The sequence below is a fragment of the Enterobacter sp. DSM 30060 genome, from assembly GCF_013375955.1.
Taxonomy (GTDB): Bacteria; Pseudomonadota; Gammaproteobacteria; order Enterobacterales; family Enterobacteriaceae; genus Enterobacter; species Enterobacter intestinihominis.
The window spans coordinates 4,290,852-4,313,505 of record NZ_CP056118.1 but is presented as its reverse complement, the minus strand read 5'-3'; the positions used below and the strand labels follow the sequence as shown (position 1 = coordinate 4,313,505).

General features: G+C 53.5%; 16 protein-coding genes and 2 pseudogenes. All 18 read left to right on the top strand.

The genetic code is table 11. The annotated features are described in order from the left end of the window. Positions 1-28 precede the first annotated feature (28 nt). The 18 genes and pseudogenes from tssH to HWQ15_RS20520 all read left to right on the top strand — a co-directional run bounded on the left by tssH (position 29) and on the right by HWQ15_RS20520 (position 22,482). Complete coding sequence (gene tssH / locus HWQ15_RS20595; protein ID WP_063149693.1) at positions 29-2,674, top strand: type VI secretion system ATPase TssH; 2,646 nt, start codon at positions 29-31, stop codon at positions 2,672-2,674. Next, a complete protein-coding gene (locus HWQ15_RS20590; protein WP_063149692.1) occupies positions 2,671-5,172 on the top strand; it encodes a type VI secretion system Vgr family protein in 2,502 nt (833 codons plus the stop codon). The genes tssH and HWQ15_RS20590 overlap by 4 nt, the downstream gene beginning before the upstream one ends. A gap of 3 nt (positions 5,173-5,175) precedes the next feature. After that, a complete protein-coding gene (locus HWQ15_RS20585) occupies positions 5,176-6,795 on the top strand; it encodes a hypothetical protein (RefSeq protein WP_063216467.1) in 1,620 nt (539 codons plus the stop codon). Between the two features lie 138 nt (positions 6,796-6,933). After that, positions 6,934-7,371: pseudogene (locus HWQ15_RS23375) on the top strand (hypothetical protein); the annotation flags it as partial. A gap of 27 nt (positions 7,372-7,398) precedes the next feature. Continuing rightward, a complete protein-coding gene (locus HWQ15_RS23370) occupies positions 7,399-7,911 on the top strand; it encodes a T6SS immunity protein Tli4 family protein (protein WP_311831710.1) in 513 nt (170 codons plus the stop codon). A 43-nt stretch (positions 7,912-7,954) separates the two neighbouring features. After that, positions 7,955-8,538, top strand: a pseudogene (locus HWQ15_RS23365) (hypothetical protein); the annotation flags it as partial. Positions 8,539-8,565: 27 nt separating this feature from the next. Beyond that, positions 8,566-9,084 carry a T6SS immunity protein Tli4 family protein gene (locus HWQ15_RS23360; RefSeq protein WP_369806306.1) on the top strand — a complete coding sequence of 173 codons (519 nt, stop codon included), beginning with the start codon at positions 8,566-8,568 and terminating at the stop codon, positions 9,082-9,084. A 43-nt stretch (positions 9,085-9,127) separates the two neighbouring features. Next, entirely contained in the window at positions 9,128-10,252 is a 1,125-nt protein-coding gene (locus HWQ15_RS20570; protein ID WP_063216465.1) for a T6SS immunity protein Tli4 family protein, read from the top strand. A gap of 111 nt (positions 10,253-10,363) precedes the next feature. Further along, positions 10,364-10,624, top strand: coding sequence for a PAAR domain-containing protein (locus tag HWQ15_RS20565; protein ID WP_072049838.1), 261 nt, complete (start codon positions 10,364-10,366; stop codon positions 10,622-10,624). A gap of 120 nt (positions 10,625-10,744) precedes the next feature. After that, positions 10,745-11,749, top strand: a complete 1,005-nt coding sequence (locus HWQ15_RS20560) for a hypothetical protein (RefSeq protein ID WP_255319033.1) — start codon at positions 10,745-10,747, stop codon at positions 11,747-11,749. After that, positions 11,746-15,189: an ImcF-related family protein gene (locus HWQ15_RS20555; RefSeq protein ID WP_080454252.1), complete on the top strand. Its 3,444-nt coding sequence runs from the start codon at positions 11,746-11,748 to the stop codon at positions 15,187-15,189. The genes HWQ15_RS20560 and HWQ15_RS20555 overlap by 4 nt, the downstream gene beginning before the upstream one ends. Continuing rightward, a complete protein-coding gene (gene tssA, locus HWQ15_RS20550; protein ID WP_022648271.1) occupies positions 15,189-16,790 on the top strand; it encodes a type VI secretion system protein TssA in 1,602 nt (533 codons plus the stop codon). Before HWQ15_RS20555 ends, tssA begins: the two co-directional genes overlap by 1 nt. A gap of 41 nt (positions 16,791-16,831) precedes the next feature. Further along, the gene (gene tssF / locus HWQ15_RS20545; RefSeq protein ID WP_063149588.1) at positions 16,832-18,586 is read left to right on the top strand and encodes a type VI secretion system baseplate subunit TssF; all 1,755 of its coding nucleotides are present in this window, start codon (positions 16,832-16,834) and stop codon (positions 18,584-18,586) included. After that, positions 18,550-19,635 carry a type VI secretion system baseplate subunit TssG gene (gene tssG / locus HWQ15_RS20540; RefSeq protein WP_063149587.1) on the top strand — a complete coding sequence of 362 codons (1,086 nt, stop codon included), beginning with the start codon at positions 18,550-18,552 and terminating at the stop codon, positions 19,633-19,635. Before tssF ends, tssG begins: the two co-directional genes overlap by 37 nt. Further along, positions 19,613-20,158 carry a type VI secretion system lipoprotein TssJ gene (gene tssJ, locus HWQ15_RS20535; protein ID WP_032624166.1) on the top strand — a complete coding sequence of 182 codons (546 nt, stop codon included), beginning with the start codon at positions 19,613-19,615 and terminating at the stop codon, positions 20,156-20,158. The genes tssG and tssJ overlap by 23 nt, the downstream gene beginning before the upstream one ends. Beyond that, positions 20,158-20,613, top strand: a complete 456-nt coding sequence (gene tssE / locus HWQ15_RS20530) for a type VI secretion system baseplate subunit TssE (RefSeq protein WP_022648267.1) — start codon at positions 20,158-20,160, stop codon at positions 20,611-20,613. The genes tssJ and tssE overlap by 1 nt, the downstream gene beginning before the upstream one ends. Before the next feature lie 23 nt (positions 20,614-20,636). After that, positions 20,637-21,968 carry a VasL domain-containing protein gene (locus tag HWQ15_RS20525; RefSeq protein WP_063149586.1) on the top strand — a complete coding sequence of 444 codons (1,332 nt, stop codon included), beginning with the start codon at positions 20,637-20,639 and terminating at the stop codon, positions 21,966-21,968. Positions 21,969-21,993: 25 nt separating this feature from the next. Beyond that, positions 21,994-22,482, top strand: a complete 489-nt coding sequence (locus tag HWQ15_RS20520) for a hypothetical protein (protein WP_022648265.1) — start codon at positions 21,994-21,996, stop codon at positions 22,480-22,482. Positions 22,483-22,654 lie beyond the last annotated feature (172 nt).

Sequence of the window (22,654 nt, the reverse complement as noted above, 5' to 3'; positions counted from 1 at the left end):
TGTCCGGAACTGATAAAGAGAGAGTCTCATGGAAAATCCAGCCATCCTGTTACGCCGTCTTAACCCTTACTGTGCCCGCGCGATGGAAGGGGCCGCTTCCCTGTGCCAGACCCGCGCCCATGCCGAAATCCTGCCCGAGCACTGGCTGCTGAAGCTGCTGGAGCAGGGTGAGGGCGACCTGACGGTGCTGGCGCGGCGCTACGAATGGGATATGGATACGATATGGCAGGATATGCTGGGTTTTCTGGACAGCCTGCCACGTTCGGTGCGCAGCCGTCCGCAGCTGTCGGACAATGTCCGGGCACTGATGCAGGACGCCTGGCTGCGAGCCTCGCTGTCGGGGGAAGAGCACATCCGCAGCATTCACCTCCTGATGGCCCTGGTGGACAAACCGAAACTGGTGCGCTGCGACGGCCTGTGGCCGCTGCTGACGCTGGCGCAGAGCCAGCTTGAGCACCTGCGGGGGCTTCTGGATGTGCAGTCGGACGAACGCCCGGAGGTGCAGCAGGAAGCGGAGCTTAGGCAGGGCGATGAGGTGGAGTTTGTCGGCCGTCCGGTGAATGCGGATATAAAAGGAGAGCTGAACCCGGCGTTGCAGAATGCGCTGGACAGGTTCACCCTCGACGTCACCGCCCGCGCCCGTGAGGGCAGAATCGACCCGGTCTATGGCCGCGACAATGAAATCCGCCAGATGGTGGACATTCTTTCCCGGCGCCGCAAGAACAACCCGATTCTGGTGGGCGAACCGGGAGTCGGCAAGACCGCGCTCGTGGAAGGACTGGCGCTGCGCATCGCCGAAGGCAATGTGCCGGACGCGCTGAAGCCGGTCTCGGTACGCACCCTTGACCTCGGCCTGTTACAGGCGGGTGCAGGCGTGAAGGGTGAGTTTGAACAGCGCCTGAAAAACATCATCGACGCGGTGCAGCAGTCACCCCTGCCGGTTCTGCTCTTCATTGACGAGGCGCACACCATTATCGGTGCGGGCAACCAGGCGGGGGGCGCCGATGCGGCCAACCTGCTGAAACCGGCACTGGCCCGCGGTGAGCTCAGAACCATCGCCGCCACCACCTGGAGCGAATACAAGCAGTACTTTGAGCGCGACGCCGCGCTGGAGCGTCGTTTCCAGATGGTGAAAGTTGACGAACCGGACGACGACACCGCCTGCCTGATGCTGCGGGGACTCAAGTCACGCTACGCGCAGCATCACGGTGTGCATATTACGGATGAGGCGGTTAAAGCCGCCGTCACGCTCTCCAGACGCTATCTGACCGGACGCCAGCTGCCGGACAAGGCGGTTGACCTGCTGGACACCGCTTCGGCCCGTGTCCGCATGAGCCTGGATACGGTGCCGGAGCCGCTGACCAGGATGAAGGCGCAGCTCACGGCACTGGCCATGGAGAAACAGGCGCTGCTGGAGGATATCGCGGTGGGCAATACCGCCCACGGCGAACGTCTGGCCGCCATCGGAGAGGAAGAAGTCGGCATCATTTTGCAGCTCGATGAACGGGAAACCCGGTACGGCCAGGAACTGAAACTCACGGAAGAACTGCTTGCCTGCCGCACGGATATCTCCCGTCAGGGGGAAATTGCGGACCTTCAGATGCAGCTTACTGCCGTGCAGCAGAATACCCCGCTGCTGGGGCTGGATGTGGACGCGCGTACCGTCGCCACCGTTATCGCCGACTGGACCGGCGTACCGCTCTCTTCCCTGATGAAGGACGAGCAGACGGAACTGCTGAGTCTTGAGCACAGTCTGGCGAAACGCGTTGTCGGTCAGGACAGTGCGCTGAATGCCATTGCGCAGCGCCTGCGCGCCAGCAAAACCGGTCTGGCACCGGAGAACGGCCCGCAGGGCGTGTTCCTGCTTGTGGGCCCGAGCGGCACCGGCAAGACCGAAACCGCCCTGGCGCTGGCCGATGAACTGTTCGGCGGCGAGAAGTCCCTTATTACTATCAACCTCTCGGAATACCAGGAGCCACACACCGTCTCGCAGCTCAAGGGCTCACCGCCGGGCTACGTGGGTTACGGTCAGGGCGGCATTCTGACCGAAGCCGTCCGTAAGCGCCCGTACAGCGTGGTGTTGCTGGATGAAGTGGAAAAGGCACACCGGGACGTGATGAACCTGTTCTACCAGGTGTTTGACCGGGGCTTCATGCGCGACGGCGAGGGGCGGGAAATTGACTTCCGCAACACGGTGATACTGATGACCTCGAACCTTGGCAGCGACCTTATCATGCAGATGCTGGATGAAAATCCGGTCGCCACCGAAGGCGAACTGCATGAACTGCTGCGTCCTGTCCTGCGGGACCACTTCCAGCCCGCGCTGCTGGCGCGCTTCCAGACGGTGATTTACCGTCAGCTGGCACAGGCAGCGATGCGTACGATTGTCGGCATGAAGCTCGGCCAGGTGAGTCAGCGCCTGGCCCGGCATTACGGCATGAAAACCGCTATAGCAGACAGCCTGTCTGATGCGCTGACCGATGCCTGCCTGCTGCCGGACACCGGGGCGCGCAATATCGACAGCCTGCTGAACCAGCAGATTCTGCCGGTCCTGAGCCAGCAGCTGCTGAGCCAGATGGCGGCGGGAAGGAAGCCGCATACCCTGACGCTTGGCTGGGATGAGGAAGAGGGCATAGTGCTCGAGTTTGACCGGACAGAAGGTGAGCATGCATGAGCAGTAATCTTCCCTTACGATTCAGCCACAGCCATCACCTGCTTTCGGTGAAGGGCTGCGATGCAGGGCTTGATGTGCTGGCTTTTGAGGGCGATGAAGCCCTGAGCACACCGTTCAGCTACCGTACTGAATTCACCAGCGCGGATCATGCCATCAGCAAAGAGATGATGCTGATGAAAGCGGCTTCCCTGACGCTACAGGCCCCGGTAGACCAGGGTTACGGTATCAAAATACAGCAGCCGGTGCGGGTGATTCAGGGCGTGGTGACCGGTTTTGAACGCCTCAGCACGTCAAAAGATGAAACCCGCTACGCCCTGACGCTTGAGCCGCGTCTGGCGCTGCTCGACCGCTCGCACCAGAACGCGATTTACCAGGACATGTCGGTTCCGCAAATCGTGGAAAAAATCCTGCGCGAACGTCACGGCATGCGCGGCCAGGACTTCCTGTTCTCACTGAGTAAAGAGTATCCACGCCGTGAGCAGGTGATGCAGTACGCTGAGGACGACCTGCACTTTATCACCCGCCTGCTGGGTGAGGTCGGTATATGGTTCCGCTTCACCACCGACACGCGCCTCAGCATTGACGTGGTGGAGTTTTATGACAGCCAGCAGGGGTATGAGAAAGGCCTGACGCTGCCGTCTGTACCGCCATCGGGCCAGCATTCAAAAGGCGTGGATTCAGTCTGGGGAATGGAATGCCATCACAATGTGGTGCAGAAGCAGGTCAGCACCCTGGACTACAACTACCGTCAGGCCACGCAGGACATGAACACCCGGGTTGACGCGACCGGCGGGGATACCACCACGTACGGTGATGCCTACCACTGGGCGGATAACTACCTGACGCCGGGCAGCGCGTATGACCGCAACCCGGCAGCGGAGTCCGGGGCGTTTTACGCCCGCATCCGGCATGAGCGCTACCTGAATGGCCAGACGCAGACCGTTGCCTTCACCAGCTGCCCGGCCCTTTCACCGGGTATGCGGCTGAAAGTCACCGGCGGGTACGAAGTGGCGGAGGTGTTTACCCAGGGCGTCGTGGTCACGGCGATGCACAGCCATGCCCGGCGTGATGCCGACTTTTGCGTCAGGTTTGACGGTATCCCGGACAGCGCGGATTTTTGCTTCCGCCCGGCGCCAGGCCGCCGCCCGGTGATGGCCGGTACCTTACCGGCACGCGTCACCAGCACCACCGAAAATGACACCTACGGGCATATCGACAAGGACGGTCGCTATCGCGTCAATATGCTGTTTGACCGTGAGAACTGGGAGACCGGGTTCGAGAGCCTGTGGGTCCGTCAGTCCCGCCCGTATGCGGGGGACACCTACGGCCTGCACCTGCCGCTGCTGGCAGGCACCGAGGTGGCGATTGGTTTTGAGGACGGCAACCCGGACCGGCCGTATATTGCCGGTGTGCTGCACGACTCGGCGCACGGCGACCATGTCACCATCCGGAACTACAAACGCAACGTCCTGCGCACGCCAGCGAACAACAAAATCCGCCTCGATGACGAGCGCGGGAAAGAGCATATCAAGGTCAGCACGGAATACGGCGGCAAGAGCCAGCTGAACCTCGGCCACCTGGTCGACAGCGAGAAACAGCAGCGCGGTGAGGGATTTGAGCTCAGGACGGACAGCTGGGGTGCGATACGGGCGCAGAAAGGGATATTTATCAGTGCCGACGGCCAGGCCAGGGCGCAGGGGCAGGTGCTGGAAATGCAGGCGGCGATGAGCCAGCTGGAGCAGGCGCGGTCACTGGCTGAAGCGTTACGCAGCGCGGCAGAGGCGGCGAGGGCTGAGCTGGCAGATGTGCAGACGCAGAAGGCGCTGCTGTCAGAGGCGCTGACGGATTTAAAGAAAGCGGCGTTGCTGGTCTCAGCCCCGGAAGGGATAGCGCAGGTGACAGGGAAAAGCCTGCAGCAGTCGGCGGGAGACAACATCATCAGCACCAGCGGCGGGCACACAGATTTCAGCGCACTGAAAAGATTCACCGTGGCGGCCGGGGAGCGGGTAAGTCTGTTTGCGCAAAAGCTGGGCATCAAAATGTTTGCCGGCAAAGGAAAGGTGGAGATCCAGGCGCAGGGAGATGAGATGACGCTGGATGCGCTGAAGGATATCCGCATCAGCAGCAGTGAGGGAAAACTCATCATCAGCGCGAAGCAGGAGATAGTGCTGACGAGCGGCGGAGGATATATCCGGATAGCGGACGGAACGGTGGAGTGTGCGGCGCCGGACAAAATCATCGAGCGCGGGGCGGTGTGGCAGAAGTTTGGTGGACAGAGCTTTAGTCAGGCGGTCCAGAAGTGGGAAAGCAGCGCATTTGAAATGGGACCTGAAGTGCTGTGGCCCTATTCTGAGACACCCGTAGCGGGTCAGAAAATCAGCCTGACGCACAGTGATGGTACCGTGCAGGAGTTAAAGACTTCTGCGGACGGCCGTGGGGAGAAGCAAAACTTGGTGGATCCTGCATCAGTGCAGATAAACCTGAAGGATGAGGACTAACCGATGATTGAAGCCACTGAAAGCAATTGTGTTCTGCTGGGATACGACAAGTTTGGTCATCCCCTCTACAAGGCCATTGCCACGCCGAAAGACAAGGAGCAATGGCTCAAACTTTATAAGATGCCGGACAGAGTCATCCCGGTTGTATTTTTACCGGGGGTGATGGGGAGTAATTTAATGAGTCCTGACGGCAAGTCTATCTGGAAAGTAGATGGAACATGGAGCATGAAATCCTGGTTAGTGCGGGGCGCCGAGGAAAGAAAAAAATTACTGGATCCCACCAAAACCGTGGTTGATCCCAGCGGGACAATCGAGACTGAAAGCCCAGAAGAGCGGCTGTTATTTTCATCGCGCAGGGACAGGGGCTGGGGGGAAGTCGGGGCGATGAGCTATGGCACTTTCCTCCCCTGGCTCCAGGAAGCACTGAACGATAACCAGATAATGTTAACAAATAAGACCAGCAAAAATGGTTGCCTGACCTTGCGTGAGAGGCTAATGGATAAACCTTTGGGAGCCGAAACGGGTGAGAGCCCCCTGACCACTGAGGAAGTGGCTTTAAGCTATCAGTACCTCTTTCCGGTTCATGCAGTGGGCTATAACTGGCTACAGTCAAATATGGATTCTGCACAAGCACTAGCCGATCGTATTGAAAAGATTATTGGCGATTACAAAGCCAGCGGACGCAAATGCGAAAAGGTGATCCTGGTGACCCACTCAATGGGAGGGCTGGTTGCCCGTTACTATTCGGAATTGTTGGACGGAGAATTCGGACAGAAAAAAATCCTGGGTATTGTACACGGGGTGATGCCGGATCGGGGGGCCCCGATGGCCTATAAGCGCATGAAAGCGGGTGAAGCAGGAATAACCGGTTTAGTAATTGGTGGTAATGGCGCTGAAATGACTGCCGTGCTGGCGCAAGCGCCGGGGCCTTTACAGCTACTGCCTGGTAAGGGATACGGTATGGGTTGGTTTCATGTTGAAGGCCTTAAGCAGCCTTTACCCCAGACAAATCCCTATAGGGAAATCTATACCCAGCGATCGGTGTGGTGGGGGTTATGTGAGGAACGCTTTATTAATACTGAAAATAAAAATATAAATAAAGTCCAACTGGAGCAGGACTGGCAATCATATGTGGACATTATTGATGGTAAAGTCAGAAAATTTATTGAGGGGCTTGATGGGTTTTACCATGAACATACCTATGCCTTTTATGGCAATGACGGGAAGAATTACCCCTCTTATGCTGAACTACACTGGAAGGACGTAAGCGGAAAACATACCCCGGAAGCCTACCGCTCGCTGGTCAGCGAACAGGGAGAAATATTCTACCCGGCGGACAAATTTAACCAGACCATTCGCTATACCACGCTGGAAACACCGGACCAGGGGTATGTTAGCCGCAAATATGAATTATTACCTCCTGTGGACGACGGTGACGGCACTGTACCGGTCAGAGCGGCAGTAATTAATTCTCCGAAATTAAAGGCCCAGCTCGGTGTGGGCGTTGACCACGAGGGGGCATACAAATCTGACAACACCATGGATGCGCGCTGGTTTACTCTTCGATCAATTATAAGAATTGCACAGCAGGTTAAAAATACGGGGCTTGCTTATCATGAATAAGATAAAACAAAAAGCAATGATCCTGGTCGCCTTCATTGTAGCGGGATATGGATTGTATCAATATTTTCGCCCTTATGACCCATCGCCACAAACACTGACGTCATCACAGCAGGTAGCTATGACAAGATAAACGCTGAAATGAAACCTTACTGCGTCGGGCGCTATATGCTCGACCTGCCATCCTCCTTTACGGCTTATAATGATGCTGCACCGCTGGATAACAATATCTGGGCGGCGGTGATTTCACGGCCTGAGGATATATATAAAACCTACCTGGCGACAAAGAAAATGTACCACCCAGGTTTTGTGCAGTTAATCGCTTTACGTGAAAAGGCGCTACAAAACAGTAAAACCATAGACGCCCGGGATATGCCGTTTTAAAAAAAAGTCTGGCCGTTACCCACTGGTATGGATGGTGTTATTTTTGAACGGAATGATAATGAGGGTACCGCAGATTTTATTCGCATACTCGAAGGCTATTTATATACTAACGGCGTAGTTATTAAATTTCAGAAGCAGACCATTAATGATTCTAGCCCTGTATATAATGAGCAACGAAGGGGGCGACCCGCCAGAAACTATGTCTCAAGTGATGTCAGCCAGATGCAGTCGCTGATGGCGAGAATTAGCGGCAGGGATAATGACGTCATTCCGAGGAAACCAGGTTCCTGTATCACCCATGCGTTTATTGCCACCGACCCGACGGCAAGGGAACGGGAAGATATCTCCGTTGGGCTTGAAAGTAAGACACTGGAACATATCAGAGTTATTCTTTCCACCGATAACTTCACCCGAGAAAAAGACACGGTGCTGGAGAGAGCAGGTGAGATAGAGAGTAACTTATACCGTGGCCATGTGGAAAGAAAAGGGGTCTTTAGTGTTAACGGGCTGCAGGCCCAGGAGTTTCTGGCAACAGGTTTACAGGCATCTCAGGACGAGCCGCGTTACGGCTTTGATATGTTCATCAATGAAATGACAGCCAGCTACAAGACTCCCAATTTTATTCTGACCCTGGAGAATGATTCCATGCCGCCAACCTCCTACAGCAAGGAGGAAATTATTGCCTTCTGGGACACGATCAGCCGTAGCGTACGCGTGCGTCCCGGCGCATTTTGACCAGCCGGAAAGGATAACGGATAAATGATAGGGAGGCTCCACAATGGATAAAATAAAACGGAAAGTCATTATTTTTGTTGTTTTGTTCGCACTGGGATTTGGGGTATGTCATTATTTTCGCCCTTATGACCCATCGCCACAAACACTGACGTCATCACAGCAGGTAGCCATGAACAAGATAAACGCTGAAATGAAACCTTACTGCGCCGGGCGCTATATGCTCGACCTGCCATCCTCCTTTACAGCTTATAATGACGCTGCACCGCTGGATAACAATATCTGGGCGGCGGTGATTTCAAGGCCTGAGGATATATATAAAACCTACCTGGCGACAAAGAAGATGTACCATCCAGGTTTTGTGCAGTTGCTAGCTAGACGGGAAAAAGAATTGCGCGAAAGTAAAACCATAGACGCCCGGGATATGCCCTTTTTAAAAAAATCTGGTCGTTACCCACTGGTATGGATGGTGTGATTTTTGAAAGAAATGAAAACGAAAGTGTTGCGGACGCAATGCGGATACTGGAAGGCTATTTATATACTAACGGCGTAGTTATTAAATTTCAGAAGCAGACCATTAATGATTCTAGCCCTGTATATAATGAGCAACGAAGGGGGCGACCTGCCAGAAACTATGTCGCAAGTGACGTCAGCCAGATGAAGACGCTGATGGCGAGAATTAGCGGCAGGGATAATGACGTCATTCCGACCAAACCAGGTTCCTGTATCACCCATGCGTTTATTGCCACCGACCCGACGGCAAGGGATCAGGAGGATATTAACATAGGACTCATCAGTCGTACTTTCGACAATATACGCGTTGCGGTTTCCACTGATAACTTTACGCGTGAAGAAAACACGGTGCTGGACAGAATGGGAGAAATAACAAGTAATATTTCCCGTTCACGGGGCGGCATAGAAAGAAAAGGGGCCTTTAGTGTGAACGGACTGCAGGTCCAGGAGTTTCTGGCGACGGGCTTGCAGGAAGACAACGATGAACCACGATATAATTTTGAAATGTATATTAATGAAATGACGGCCAGTTATAAGACTCCGGGTTTTATACTGACCCTTGATAATCAACGCATGCCGCCAACCTCCTACAGCAAGGAGGAAATTATTGCCTTCTGGGACACGATCAGCCGTAGCGTACGCGTGCGTCCCGGCGCATTTTGACCAGCCGGAAAGGATAACGGATAAATGATAGGGAGGCTCCACAATGGATAAAATAAAACGGAAAGTCATTATTTTTGTTGTTTTGTTCGCACTGGGATTTGGGGTATGTCATTATTTTCGCCCTTATGACCCATCGCCACAAACACTGACGTCATCACAGCAGGTAGCCATGAACAAGATAAACGCTGAAATGAAACCTTACTGCGCCGGGCGCTATATGCTCGACCTGCCATCCTCCTTTACAGCTTATAATGACGCTGCACCGCTGGATAACAATATCTGGGCGGCGGTGATTTCAAGGCCTGAGGATATATATAAAACCTACCTGGCGACAAAGAAAATGTACCACCCAGCTTTTGTGCAGTTAATCGCTTTACGTGAAAAGGCGCTACAAAACAGTAAAACCATAGACGCCCGGGATATGCCGTTTTTAAAAAAAGTCTGGCCGTTACCCACTGGTATGGATGGTGTTATTTTTGAACGGAATGAAAACGGAGGTGCTGCGGACGCAATGCGCATCCTGGAAGGATATCTCTATACCAATGGTGTGGTTATCAAGTTTCAGAAGCAAACGGTCAATGATTCAGCTTCACGTTATGAAAGACAACGCAATGGCGATCCAATTCAAAATTATGTCGCAAGTGATGTCAGCCAGATGAAGACGCTGATGGCGAGAATTAGCGGCAGGGATAATGACGTCATTCCGACCAAACCAGGTTCCTGTATCACCCATGCGTTTATTGCCACCGACCCGACGGCAAGGGAACAGGAAGATATCTCCGTTGGGCTTGAAAGTAAGACACTGGAACATATCAGAGTTATTCTTTCTACCGATAACCTCACCCGAGAAAAAGACACGGTGCTGGAGAGAGCAGGTGAGATAGAGAGTAACTTGTACCGTGGTCATGTAGAAAGAAAAGGGGCCTTTAGTGTTAACGGGCTGCAGGCCCAGGAGTTTCTGGCAACAGGTTTACAGGCATCTCAGGACGAGCCGCGTTACGGCTTTGATATGTTCATCAATGAAATGACAGCCAGCTACAAGACTCCCAATTTTATTCTGACCCTGGAGAATGATTCCATGCCGCCAACCTCCTACAGCAAGGAGGAAATTATCGCCTTCTGGGACACGATCAGTCGTAGCGTACGCGTGCGTCCCGGCGCGTTTTGAGTTTATATTTTTACACGGCGGAAATTAAAAACATATCGATAATAAAATGAAAGGATATTTTTGTAACAAGTCATCATAGTGTTGCAAATTGATTTTATAGAGAGGAGTGATATGTCTGGAATTGTTTGCCTGGGTGATGATACCACTCATGGTGGAAAGGTTATTGCCGCGTCGTCGACAATGTTTATCAATGGTATTCAGGTTGCCCTCGTCGGTGATTTAGTTTCTTGCCCAATACACGGAGTCAATCAGATAAAAGAAGGAGATTCAAGAGCATCAGAAAATGGGTTAAATGTTGTTGTTAATAACTGTGCTTGTGCCTGTGGATGCAAAGTCATTAGTTCTCACATCGAAAATACTATTGAGTCTTAACATTATGTGGCCTATCCCCAAAGTACCCGAAAAAAGTACAATTGCCAACTTGTCATACAAGCGATGGGGGATTGTTCTTATTTCTATGTTAATAGTTTGTGCTCTTTTAGGTTTTTCTTTATGGGGGGTGATGAATATAAGAAAATAGAGTTTTCCCTTCTGCTTCCGGCATTTTTCATATGGTTATGTCTTTTTGGCGCAGCGCTGAATCGTTATGAACAGTCAAGCATTGCTCTTTCTGCCTGGAAAGAGGAAACTGAACGAACAAAGGCATTATGGCAGCACTGGAGTCGACAACAGTTGTCAGTGGTTGGAAATGTTATCCTTACTCCTGAGGACAAAGGGGCTGAGAGTTTGCTTGGGCCTTTGTCTGATATTCCAGCATATCCGGATAAAGTTAGACCGCTGTCGCATTCCTGGGGTTCCATCCGTGTTTTATCTGATATGATCGACAAACAGTTGGAGCAACAGTATCCGGGTTATCGGAAATATTTGCATACTGTTTATGTATTACAACCCTCCAGTTGGGACAAAAATAACGTTAGCCAGATTATTCTTTCACAATGGGATTTACTTCCCGAAGTGAATTATTCCGTTGAGTGTATTGAAAAATTTCACGACAATGTTAATTTAGATGGTTTGATATTAGTTCTTAGCTTCCAATGCTGGTTGACAGGTATACCGAAACAATCCAGCGAAATGGTCTCTGCTCAGCTTATATCATCATCAACTTTTTCCAAACGACATGCTATACCGGTACTTGCCGGATTAGGCCGTGTTATGCATCTGGATAATGATAACCTTGAAAAAGCTTTAGAAATGCTTTTTGAATACAATCGAATAGATAAGAGTGATGTACGTCATGTTTGGCTTTCTGGCATAACTGCTGATATTACTTCAAAATTGATGCAGTATGCCGATCGATTTCAGTGGAAACTTCCAGAGAAACATCCTTTTTATTTAATTGATTTTTCTTTTGGTCCTCCCGGTGAAATGACATTCCCTGTTTCACTCGCATTGTTGGTTGACGCAGCTCAAAATACTGAAGCTAATCAATTATTAATTATCCAGGCATCACCTCAGTCCAGGCTGCTTTGTTTGATTACTCGGAAACATTACTTATGACCCAGAAAAAGGAATTGCAGTCGGCACGTTATGGATTTTGGGGGTATTTTATTTTGATTATTGGCCTTGCTGGTATAACTGCGTTTTTGCTGTTTATTAATCAGGATGCCTTGCTTAAGTATGGTCTGGCATATCGCCAAATTATGTCTGTATGGGGTGGTGTGTTTTGTTTTTTATTTTTAGGCACTGTTTGCTCTCCTTTTTATTGGCGGAGGAAGCAAAGAAAAAAACAACGCAATTATTTACCACCGGATTCCTCGGGGGCTGAAACTAAAACAAATCCTGATGTGATGACAACAATCACAGATTATACAGATTTAAAACAGCACCTTAATCTTCGTTATAGAGTCTTTTGGCGTCGCAAAGTCCGGTTATTATTAATCACCGGCGATGAAGCCGCGATTGAACAACTGGTACCCGGCCTGCAACAGCAGCAGTGGCTTGAAGGCAACCGCACCGTGCTGATTTACGGCGGCAGCCTGGCATCGGAGCCTGACCGCGAAAAATACACCGCGCTGCGTAAACTACGCCGCGGGCGCCCGCTGGACGGGATTATCCGTGTACTGCCTGAGTCGCCTAAGTTGACCCCACATATCAGCGACAGCGATTTACGCGGCCTGGAAAAAATCAGCGAACTGCTGCGTTATTCCGCTCCGGTCTGGCTGTGGCAACTGTGCAGCAGTCACTGGTCGCAGGGTACGCGTCCTGAGCAGGCGGTAGGCGCAAGCTTTCCACCACGCGCAAAAGAAGATGATGTAATCCGCCAGCTGGAACTGATGCTGCCGGCCCTGCGGGCGCAGGGGATGAGTCAGGTCGCGGAAAACAGCAGCCACGACTTCCTGCTGCGCCTGAGCCAGCACCTGAACGACGGTGCTATTGCCCGCTGGGCTCAGCAGTTGCAGCCATGGTTCTTTGTTTCTCAGCAGCGCGTCCCGCTGCGTGGTCTGATGTTCAGCCTGTCGGAGAAGAAACCTGCCGGAATGTCAGCGGGAACAGCCGACGCTGAGAATTATGGATCACAGCGTCATGCCTTGACTCTGCCAGCAACCTGGCAGGGTATTGTTGACGACTGCACCCGCGTACGTGGCCGTCGTGTCGGTATGCCGTGGGAACGAGCGCTGGCCTGGTCACTGATGGCCATCATCAGTGTCTGGGGGGGAGGGATGCTGCTGTCGTTTGCGGTCAACCGGTCACAAATAGTTTCTGTTGCACAGCAGGCTCATGCTCTGGTGGAGCACCCTTCTGTATCGGATTACCAGCTGACGGCCCTGCATGCTTTGCGTAATGATGCCGGTCGCCTGCTGCACCATATTCAGGACGGCGCGCCATGGTATCAGCGCTTTGGTCTTAACCATGATCAGCAGTTGCTTGACGCATTGCTGCCCTGGTACGGGGTGGCGAACAACCGTCTGATACGTGATCCGGCAAATGAAGCGCTTAAGCAGAAGCTCATTGCGCTGGTCAATTCGGCACCCAACAGCGACCAGCGGACACAGATGGCGAAACCAGGTTATGACCAGCTGAAAGCCTGGCTGATGATGTCCCGTCCGGATAAAGCTGATGGTGCATTCTACGCGCAAACCATGAAAACCGTGCAGCCGACGCGTTTAGGTATCTCAACTGGCCTGTGGCAAAGCCTGTCACCGGATTTGTGGGCCTTCTACATCACCGAACTGCCTAAGCAGCCACTGTGGAAAACCACACCGGATGCGCAACTGGTCAGCCAGAGCCGCCAGGTGTTGTTGCAGCAGATAGGACGGCGCAACGCGGAAAGTACGCTGTACGAGAACATGCTCAAATCCGTACGTCGTAACTTTGCCGATGTGTCTCTGGAGGACATGACTGGCGGTACCGATGCCCGTCGCCTGTTTACCACCGATGAGGTGGTGCCGGGCATGTTCACCCGTCAGGCCTGGGAGGGAGGGATTCAGCAGGCCATTGAGAAAGCGGCAAACTCCCGCCGCGATGAAATCGACTGGGTACTGAGCGACAGCCGGAAAACCGTTTCCTCAGACCTGTCGCCGGAAGCACTGAAAGCACGTCTGACGGAACGCTACTTCACCGACTTTGCCGGTAGCTGGCTGAGCTTCCTCAACAGCCTGCAACTTAATCCGGCAAACAATATTGCAGACGTCACTGACCAGCTGACGCTGATGAGTGATGTTCGCCAGTCACCGCTGATTGCCCTGATGAACACCCTCGCCTGGCAGGGGCAGGCCGGCCAGAAGAGTGAAGGCCTATCGGACTCCATCATCAAATCGGCTAAAGACCTGGTAGGCGGGAAGGACAAACCGGTAATTGACCAGTCAGCCTCAGGCCCGCAGGGCCCACTGGATGAAACCTTTGGACCGTTGCTAACACTTATGGGTAAAAACAACGGCAGCAACGTTATGTCGGCTGACAATTCACTGAGCCTGCAAACGTATCTTACCCGTATCACCCGTGTGCGTCTGCGTCTGCAACAGGTCGCCAGCGCCTCTGACCCTCAGGAAATGATGCAGAGCCTGGCGCAGACCGTATTCCAGGGCAAAAGCGTGGACCTGACCGACACCCAGCAGTACGGCAGCCTGATTGCTGCAAGCCTGGGCGAAGAGTGGAGTGGTTTTGGCAGCACCATGTTTGTGCAGCCGCTGACCCAGGCCTGGGAAACTGTGCTTCAGCCATCGGCAGCGAGCCTGAATGACAAATGGAGTCGTTCCGTGGTGGCGAACTGGCATACGGCATTTGACGGACGTTTCCCATTTGCTGTCAGCAAGAGTGATTCCTCTCTGCCAATGCTGGCTGAGTTTGTGCGTAAGGACAGCGGACGCATTGAGCGCTTCCTGACCACGGAACTCGGCGGTGTGCTGCATAAGGAGGGCAGCCAGTGGGTACCGGATAAGGTCAACAGCCAGGGACTGAACTTTAACCCAGCCTTCCTGCGGGCGATTAATCAGCTCAGCCAGCTATCGGATATCTTGTTTACCGACGGCAGTCAGGGCATCAGCTTTGAACTACAGGCGCGTCCGGTACCGCAGGTGGTAGAAACTCAACTAACTATTGATGGACAAAAGCTACACTACTTCAACCAGATGGCAGACTGGCAGAGCTTCCGCTGGCCTGGTGACACCTACAAGCCCGGAACCATGCTGACATGGACCACCGTCAATGCGGGTGCACGTCTGTTTGGTGATTACAGCGGAACCTGGGGCTTTATTCGCTGGCTGGATGAGAGTAAACGAGAGCAGCTTGACCGCAGTCAGTGGATGATGAGTTTTACCGCGCCGGATGGTCGTACCCTACAGTGGGTACTGCGTTCACAACTGGGCAGTGGGCCGCTGGCGTTACTGGCACTGCGGGGCTTCACGCTGCCAGATCAAATATTTAGCGTAGATAGCGCGGCTATGGCGCAGGCGCTGATGACCAATACAGAAAACAGTGACATGGACGGAGTCGAATAATGGACGCTTTGCAGAATCTGGTTGTTGCCTGCCAGGCAGATGAAACCCTGCTGCGACAGCAGGCGCAGTCACATTCCGAAAGCTGGCAGCGCTGGCTTACCCCGATCAGTGAGAACAATCCTACAGGAGAAGACCCGGGTTATGACGATGATTTCCAGCGTATCCGGGAGGAGGTCAATAAACTTTCCAGTATTGATACCGGGCTGATTTGCCAGCTGGCTGAAAAGGTGTTGAACACTGTGGCCAAAGATGTCCGGGTTGCTACTTACTATTGTTGGGCGCGCTTGCACCAGGACGGTGAAACCGGGTTTGCTGAAGGGCTTGAGCTACTTGCGGGATTACTAACGCGCTATGGAAAGCAGCTTCACCCACAGCGAGAGCGAAGCCGTAAACCAGCACTGGAGTGGCTCGCAGGCTCTCGTCTGCTTGACAGCCTGTTACTCTGGCCAGAAGTGGTACGCGACGATGCCCAGCGTACGACCGGTGCGTTGCTTCTCATCCGAGACAGTCTTGAAACTGAGCCTGAAGCGTCACGTCCAGATCTGAGTGCCCTGTACAGCGCGCTGGGTTCCCGCCTGATGAAAGCCGGTGGCGTGGATGCGGTAATACCCCAGAACGCCAGCAGTAAAACACGCGCGCAGTGGGCATCTCACGCGGCAGAACAGGACGCGCCAGTGCTGAGCCACATCACGTCAGGTCAGGATTTGCTGGCTCAGGCCCGAACCCTGACGGGATATCTGCGTGAGCAACCCGATGGCTGGCTTGCCGCACACCGACTGATGAAAAGTCTGCGTCACGACACGCTGCGATCGATCCCGGCACCGGATGCCGAAGGGAAAACGCGCATCGAACCGCCGAGGGCTGACCAGCGGGCAATGCTCAAACGGCTGTATTTGCAACAGAGCTGGCTGGAGATACTGGAACAAGCGGACAGCACTTTCTCGCGTGGCGCCAATCATCTCTGGCTAGATTTGCAGTGGTACATCCATCAGGCCCTGATTAAATCAGGCCAGGATGTGCTGGCCGATATCATTATCGCTGACCTGAAAGGGCTGCTGCGGCGCCTTCCCGGACTTGAAACGCTGGCCTTCAATGACGGCACACCCTTTGCTGATGAGGTCACGCTGAACTGGATAAACCAGAGCGTGCAGGACGAGATGTCCAACTGGCGGGATGAGCCTGTCAATGCCTTGAGTGAAACTGGCAACGATATTCTGGCCCTTGAACCGGAAGCTTTGGAGAAAGCTGACACGGATGGTCTGGATGCCACACTCCACTGGCTGCAAACGCGCCCGGGCACCGACACCACAAAAGACAAATGGTTGGTGCGTCTGCTAATGGCCCGCGTGGCGGAGCAGAAGGGTAAGAATGAGCTGGCTCTTCATCTGCTGGGTGAGCTTGACGGTGCAGCACAGGCCATCACCCTCACGCAATGGACGCCAGCATTGATGTTTGAAGTGAAATCGCGCCGCCTCAGGCTGCTGCGCATGAAAGCCGCCCGCAGCGAAACCGATAAGTCACGGCTTCAGCCAGAGATGGACCAGCTTCTGGCGGGCCTGATTGCGCTTGACCCGGCAGGCTGTGCGGTGCTTTGCGGGTAAAGCGACTGACATACCTTTAAAACACATTTATTCAGGTTCTTATGGATGATTTAACCCTGCGTTATTACGACGCTGAAATGCGCTACCTGCTGGAAGCCGGCGAAGAATTTGCCCGCGCTCACCCTGAGCAGGCTGCAATGCTCAATCTCGATAAGGCGGGCGCGCGCGACCCGTACGTGGAGCGCCTGTTCGAGGGCTTTGCCTTCCTGATGGGCCGCCTGCGCGAGAAGCTTGACGACGATCTGCCGGAACTGACCGAAGGGCTGGTCAGCCTGTTGTGGCCGCATTACCTGCGCACCATTCCCTCGATGTCGGTGGTGGAGTTCACTCCTGTCTGGCGTGAGATGAAAGAACCGATGCGTATCGCCAGAGGTTTCGAGGTCAATTCGCGGCCGATCGGTGAAAAAGGCACGCGTTGTCGCTACACCACAACTAAAGAGATAACCCTTCAGCCACTGGCGTTGGAGCATGCCCGCCTGTCGACTGATCCTGACGGGCGCTCTGTCATCAGCCTGCGCTTCAGTTGTAGCCATCTTGCTGACTGGAGCCGTGTCGATCTCAGCCAGATCCCGTTCTATTTCAATGCTGACGCACCGCTGGCCTGCGCTATGCATGAAGCTTTTACCATGAATACGGCGCGTCTGTGGCTGCGCATGCCAGGTGACGTAGACAGAAGGCCGATGGACGGGTATTTCACCGCACTGGGGTTTGGTGATGATGACAGGCTGTGGCCGAAGGGGGACAGCAGTTTCAGCGGTTACCAGTTGCTGCTGGAGTACTTCACCTTCCGCGAGAAATTTATGTTCATGGGGCTGCGCGGGCTGGAGGCCGTGATCTTTCCTTCTGAGCTTTCTTGGTTTGAAATCGACGTGGTGCTGGCGGAACGCTGGGAGCATGACTTCAGCTTTACCGAAAAGCACCTGCGCCTGAATTGCGTGCCGGTCATTAACCTGTTTCCGCTGGAATCCGATCCGCTGACGCTCAATTCTCTGCAAACCGAATACATGCTGCGCCCGATGCGCGTGCAGGATGGCCATACCGAGATATATACCGTGGATTCGGTGATGTCGTCGAGTCAGCATACCTACGTGCCGTTTTCGAGCTTCCGTCATAAGGGAGGAATGATGCGTCATGAAGCACCGGAATATTACTACCACACCCGCGTGCGCCGCGGTCCGTCCGGCCTGCATAACACCTGGCTCATTCTTGGCGGCGAAGCATTTGATAATCATACCGTCCCGGAAGACGAAAGCCTGTCGCTGACGCTCACCGGCACAAACGGTCAACTGCCACGACGTGCGCTGCAAAGCACCGTGCTTGATACGGTGATGAAAACCACTTCGGTCAGCATTGCCGTGCGCAACCTGTGCGCGCCGACGCTACCTTGTTACCCACCGGCGCAGGACCGTTTCCACTGGCGCGTGCTGAGTCACCTTGGCAGCGGATTTCTGTCGATGATGGATAATGCCGACGTGCTGCGCGGTACCCTGGCGCTGTATGAATGGACCGACAGCGAGATGAACCGTCGCCGCCTGGAAGCCATCATTGACGTGAAGCACAGTGAAACCGAACGCTTTGAGCAGGGCTATCTGGTGCGCGGCGTGCAGATTGAGGTGACCCTGGACAGCCATGGCTTTGCCGGGCGCGGTGACATCTGCCTGTTTGGCGAGATGCTGAGTCGTTTCTTTGCGCTCTACACCGACATTTATCTGTTTAACCGACTGATTATCATCCTGCAACCTACCGGAGAGCGCCTGGAATGGGAAGAGAAGCACAATCGCCGTATTCCCGGCTGAGCCCACGGCTGGAAGCCGACCTGCATCGTATGAACTTTTACCGTTTATGCCAGTTACTGGAGAAGCGTAACCCGGGCAGGCCGCTGATGGGCTCGACCAGTCACCCGGGAGATGATCCGGTACGCTTTGCCCCACATCCGGGGATGGGATTTCCGGCCAGTGAGATGAAAGCCGTGGAATATGATGAGGAGGATGACAGCCGGCCACCACTCATCCGCACGACCTTTATGGGAATGTACGGTGTCGACTCACCCTTGCCGACGGCGTATCTCGATGACATCGCTCAGCGTCGGGAAGGGCATGATGCACTACAGGGTTTTCTGGATATCTTCAGCCATCGCATTCTGACGCAGTTTTACCGTATCTGGCGTAAATACTCTTATCCTGCCACCTTTGAACCCGGTGGTACAGACAGCATCTCGCAGTCACTGCTGGGCCTGGTGGGGCTGGGTATTCCCGGCACAGCAGACCACATTGCCACACCGGTATCCCGTTTTCTGGCTTTGCTGGGTGTCCTACAGCAACCGGGCAAAACGCAGGAGGGGATGCAGGCGCTGGTGACTTTGCTGGCCCCGGAAACCACCGTGAAGGTTAGCCCGTACTGCCTGCGGCCGGTGGAAATTGGTCAGCCACTGGGCTTTTACGGTGATGACGATTTTCTGTTGGACGGCAACACGCCACTGGGTGACGAAGCGATGGATGCGGGTAGCCAACTGCTGGTTGCGCTTAGGACGGATAATGAACAGGAGGCACTGGGCTGGAAGCCGGACGGTCTGCTGTATCAGGACTTTATGGTGATGCTTCGTGTCTGGCTCGGTTGGCGTTTTAAGGCAAAACTCACCCTGACCACCCGGACCCGACTTCTTGCCGTTCCGCCGCTTGGTGAAGGCCCTTTCTGGCTCGGGATGAACGGCGTGCTGGGGGCTGATGAGGGGGAGTTTACAGACGATATCCCACCGACCTTTACGACGGAACTGGGCTATTACACCGGCCTGAAGCCGGCAATATCACAACAAGGAAACCGACGTGTTACGTACAAGTTCAATTAAACATGCGAGCTTGCTGCCTGCTCTGCTGGCATTCAGCCTGACGGGGTGCGGGGTGACGCAGGGCATCACTGATGGCACCAAATCGGCATTTAACTCCGTGTTCTACAAAAAAATTAAGATGCTGCACCTGGATTTCACGGCGCGTGAAGCGTTAAACACCGATTCCCGCGAAAATAACTCACTCTCCGAGCCGGTGGTAGTCCGCGTCTATCAACTGAAAGACCGTAAAATCTTCGATAAAACGGTTTACCAGCAACTCCTGAAAGATGGCGAAACCATCCTGAAAGCCGACCTGCTGGCGACCCGAGATGTGGTCGTAAAACCGGGTGGTGATACAAATCTTGATATGCCAATGGAAGAAGAAACGCAGTTTGTCGCGGTAGTCGGCCTGTTTCGTCACCCGGACCTGGACAACAATACCTGGAAGCAGGTTCTAAAACGTGAAGATCTCGATCCGGATAAGCCGCGCATTCTGGAGGCCGGGAATAACCACCTGACGTTACAGCCATTGAAGGATGACTGATGCCAAAGGGACATAATACGCCATCGCTGTATGAAATGCTGAGCGGCAATTTCTCAGGTGGCCTGAACCTCAACCAGGTCAGCGAACAGAATCAGGTGATTTTATCAGTACTCGATAACATGCAGCGCATCCTCAACTGCCGCGCTGGTACGCTGGCTCACCTGCCAGACTACGGCCTGCCGGATATGACAAAAATCCTCCAGGGGATGCCCGGTACCGCCCATCAGCTGATCACCACACTGTCGGCCGTGTTGCTGAAATATGAGCCGCGCCTGAATCGAATTAACGTGGTGATGCAGGAACAGATTCAGGCCGGTGAGCTTCGCTACGCCATTGACGCGGAGCTGAAGGGGGTCGGGTTAGTTCGATATGGTACGGAATTTATGCCGGAGGGCAGGGTATTAATCCGTCATCTGAAACAACAGCAATACCTCGATGCACGAGCCGCCATCTAGTTATTACTCAGGTTAAAACAGTTATGACAATAAATTCTGAACGCCAACTTAAAACCGGCGGGGATCCGCGCACGCTTGCGGATTACGCTGCCTTGCGCGAAGAAATGAACAAGCTCACCCATCCGGCACGTCCGGATGTGAACTGGCAACACGCGGAAACGCTCTGTCTGTCACTGTTCGGGCATAACGGTGTGGAGCTACAAACGGCTGCCTGGTATACGCTCGCCCGTACGCATCTGGCCGGATTGTACGGTATGAATGAGGGGCTTGCGGTACTTGCTGCGCTGGTAGCCCGCCAGTGGGGAAACCTCTGGCCACAGCCTGTCCATGCGCGAATCGAAATCCTTAGTGCACTCAGCAAGCGACTGCAACAGGTAGTACGAACGCTATCGCTGACGTACGCTGACTTAGGGCAGCTGTATCAGTCTGAAGAGCATCTGAGCGCTTTGGGGGACGTCTTGCAGCGTATGGAACTCAAGCATGCTACTCAGCTTGATGCTCTGCGCACGATGATGCAGAACGCAGCAGTGCGTCTGGAAAAGAGCGAAAATACGGACATGAGTCTGCACGGTGACGCATTGGGTGCTACGGAAATTCACCTCGTCGAACCGACTGAGCGTAGTAAATGGGTTTATGTGGTTGAGCCCGAGCCGGTGCTGAACGTTGGGGTGGTTAAAGAACCTCCGGTGTCGATGAAACCCTGGAAGCCATTTGCTGCTGGTATGTTGACCATGCTGGTGGCAGCCAGTGTCGTCGCAGGAGGATGGCAGATGTTGCATGCGCCAGATTCGGCACAAGCGCAGCTAGCCGCGGCTCTGGCTCCTCTACCTCAAGGGCTATCTACAGGGCAATTAGAGGCGCTGCAACAAACGTCACCGTCACCGGAACCGGGGATTGGCAGGACACAACAGCTGTTAGCGCAGCTTTTACAGTTGAAACCAGACTGGGCAGTGAGCTTCGGCGACCGTCTGGTGCAGCAGGCGCTGACGCTGTGGCCGGAAGAGGCCAAACCCCTGGCGCAACATTGGCAGAAACAGATGAGTATCGCTGCGCTAGCAGATTTAGATCTGAATGGATGGCATCAGGGTATGGCGCAGTTGCAGCAGTTGACGAACAAGCTGAACGCACTGGATGAACAGAAGGGGAAGTACATGACGGTGAGTGAACTAAAATCAGACGTTTTTGCCATGTCGCAGTCATTTAGCCAAACCCTACCGCTTGAGGAGCAGCTTCGTCTGCTTTCCACTCTACCTGCCGGGCAACCCCGGTCAGCAGCGCAGCAAAACAAGGTCGAACAACATCTTCAGCAGTTGATTGTTAGCTACGCCCTGCTGAAGCACAAAAAAGAACAATAAGACTGGCGAAAAACACGGAGTTAACATGTCAGCAAGAGAGCGTTTTTTTAAGAAAGTGCAGCAGAATAACGTAAATAAACCGATTCATATTAATACGGCTGAAGCCGAAGTCAGGGCTTTTTGTCAGCGGATGGATGATCTTGCACAGCAAATTATTGTTTGGTTTGAGGGTTCTGGTATTGAAGTCCTGTTATCCCAAAAGCATATCACCGATTTGAGTACGGTCGGCTACAGCCTCAGTAGCAGTATATGTCGTTATGTCATCACGACTGTCATTCTGCGAAATGGAGATCGCAGCGTCAGCATTATGCCAGAACAGATCATCAGGGGATCAGAGAAGGGGTGTATGACAATGTGCATTAATGCCCCCGGCAGTATATCGGGGGAGAGGATATACCATTTAAGCATGGCGCCTGAAACAGGCTGGTATATTCGTCGCGGACATCAAAGTGTTAAAGAGAATGTTCTCATGACGGAGGACTATTTTTTCCAGTCAGTCGACTGTCTGGCCTGAACGTAAGCCAGCCTGTAACGTAGTTGATATATATTAACTACGTTAACTTATTAAGCATGACTAAACAATGTTGCCCTACGGTACTCCTTCTTAAATAGGTAAGCGCTAATATTTAAGGGGGGCGGTAACCAAACTACAAGCTGGATATTTACCGTATATCATGCTTTTTATC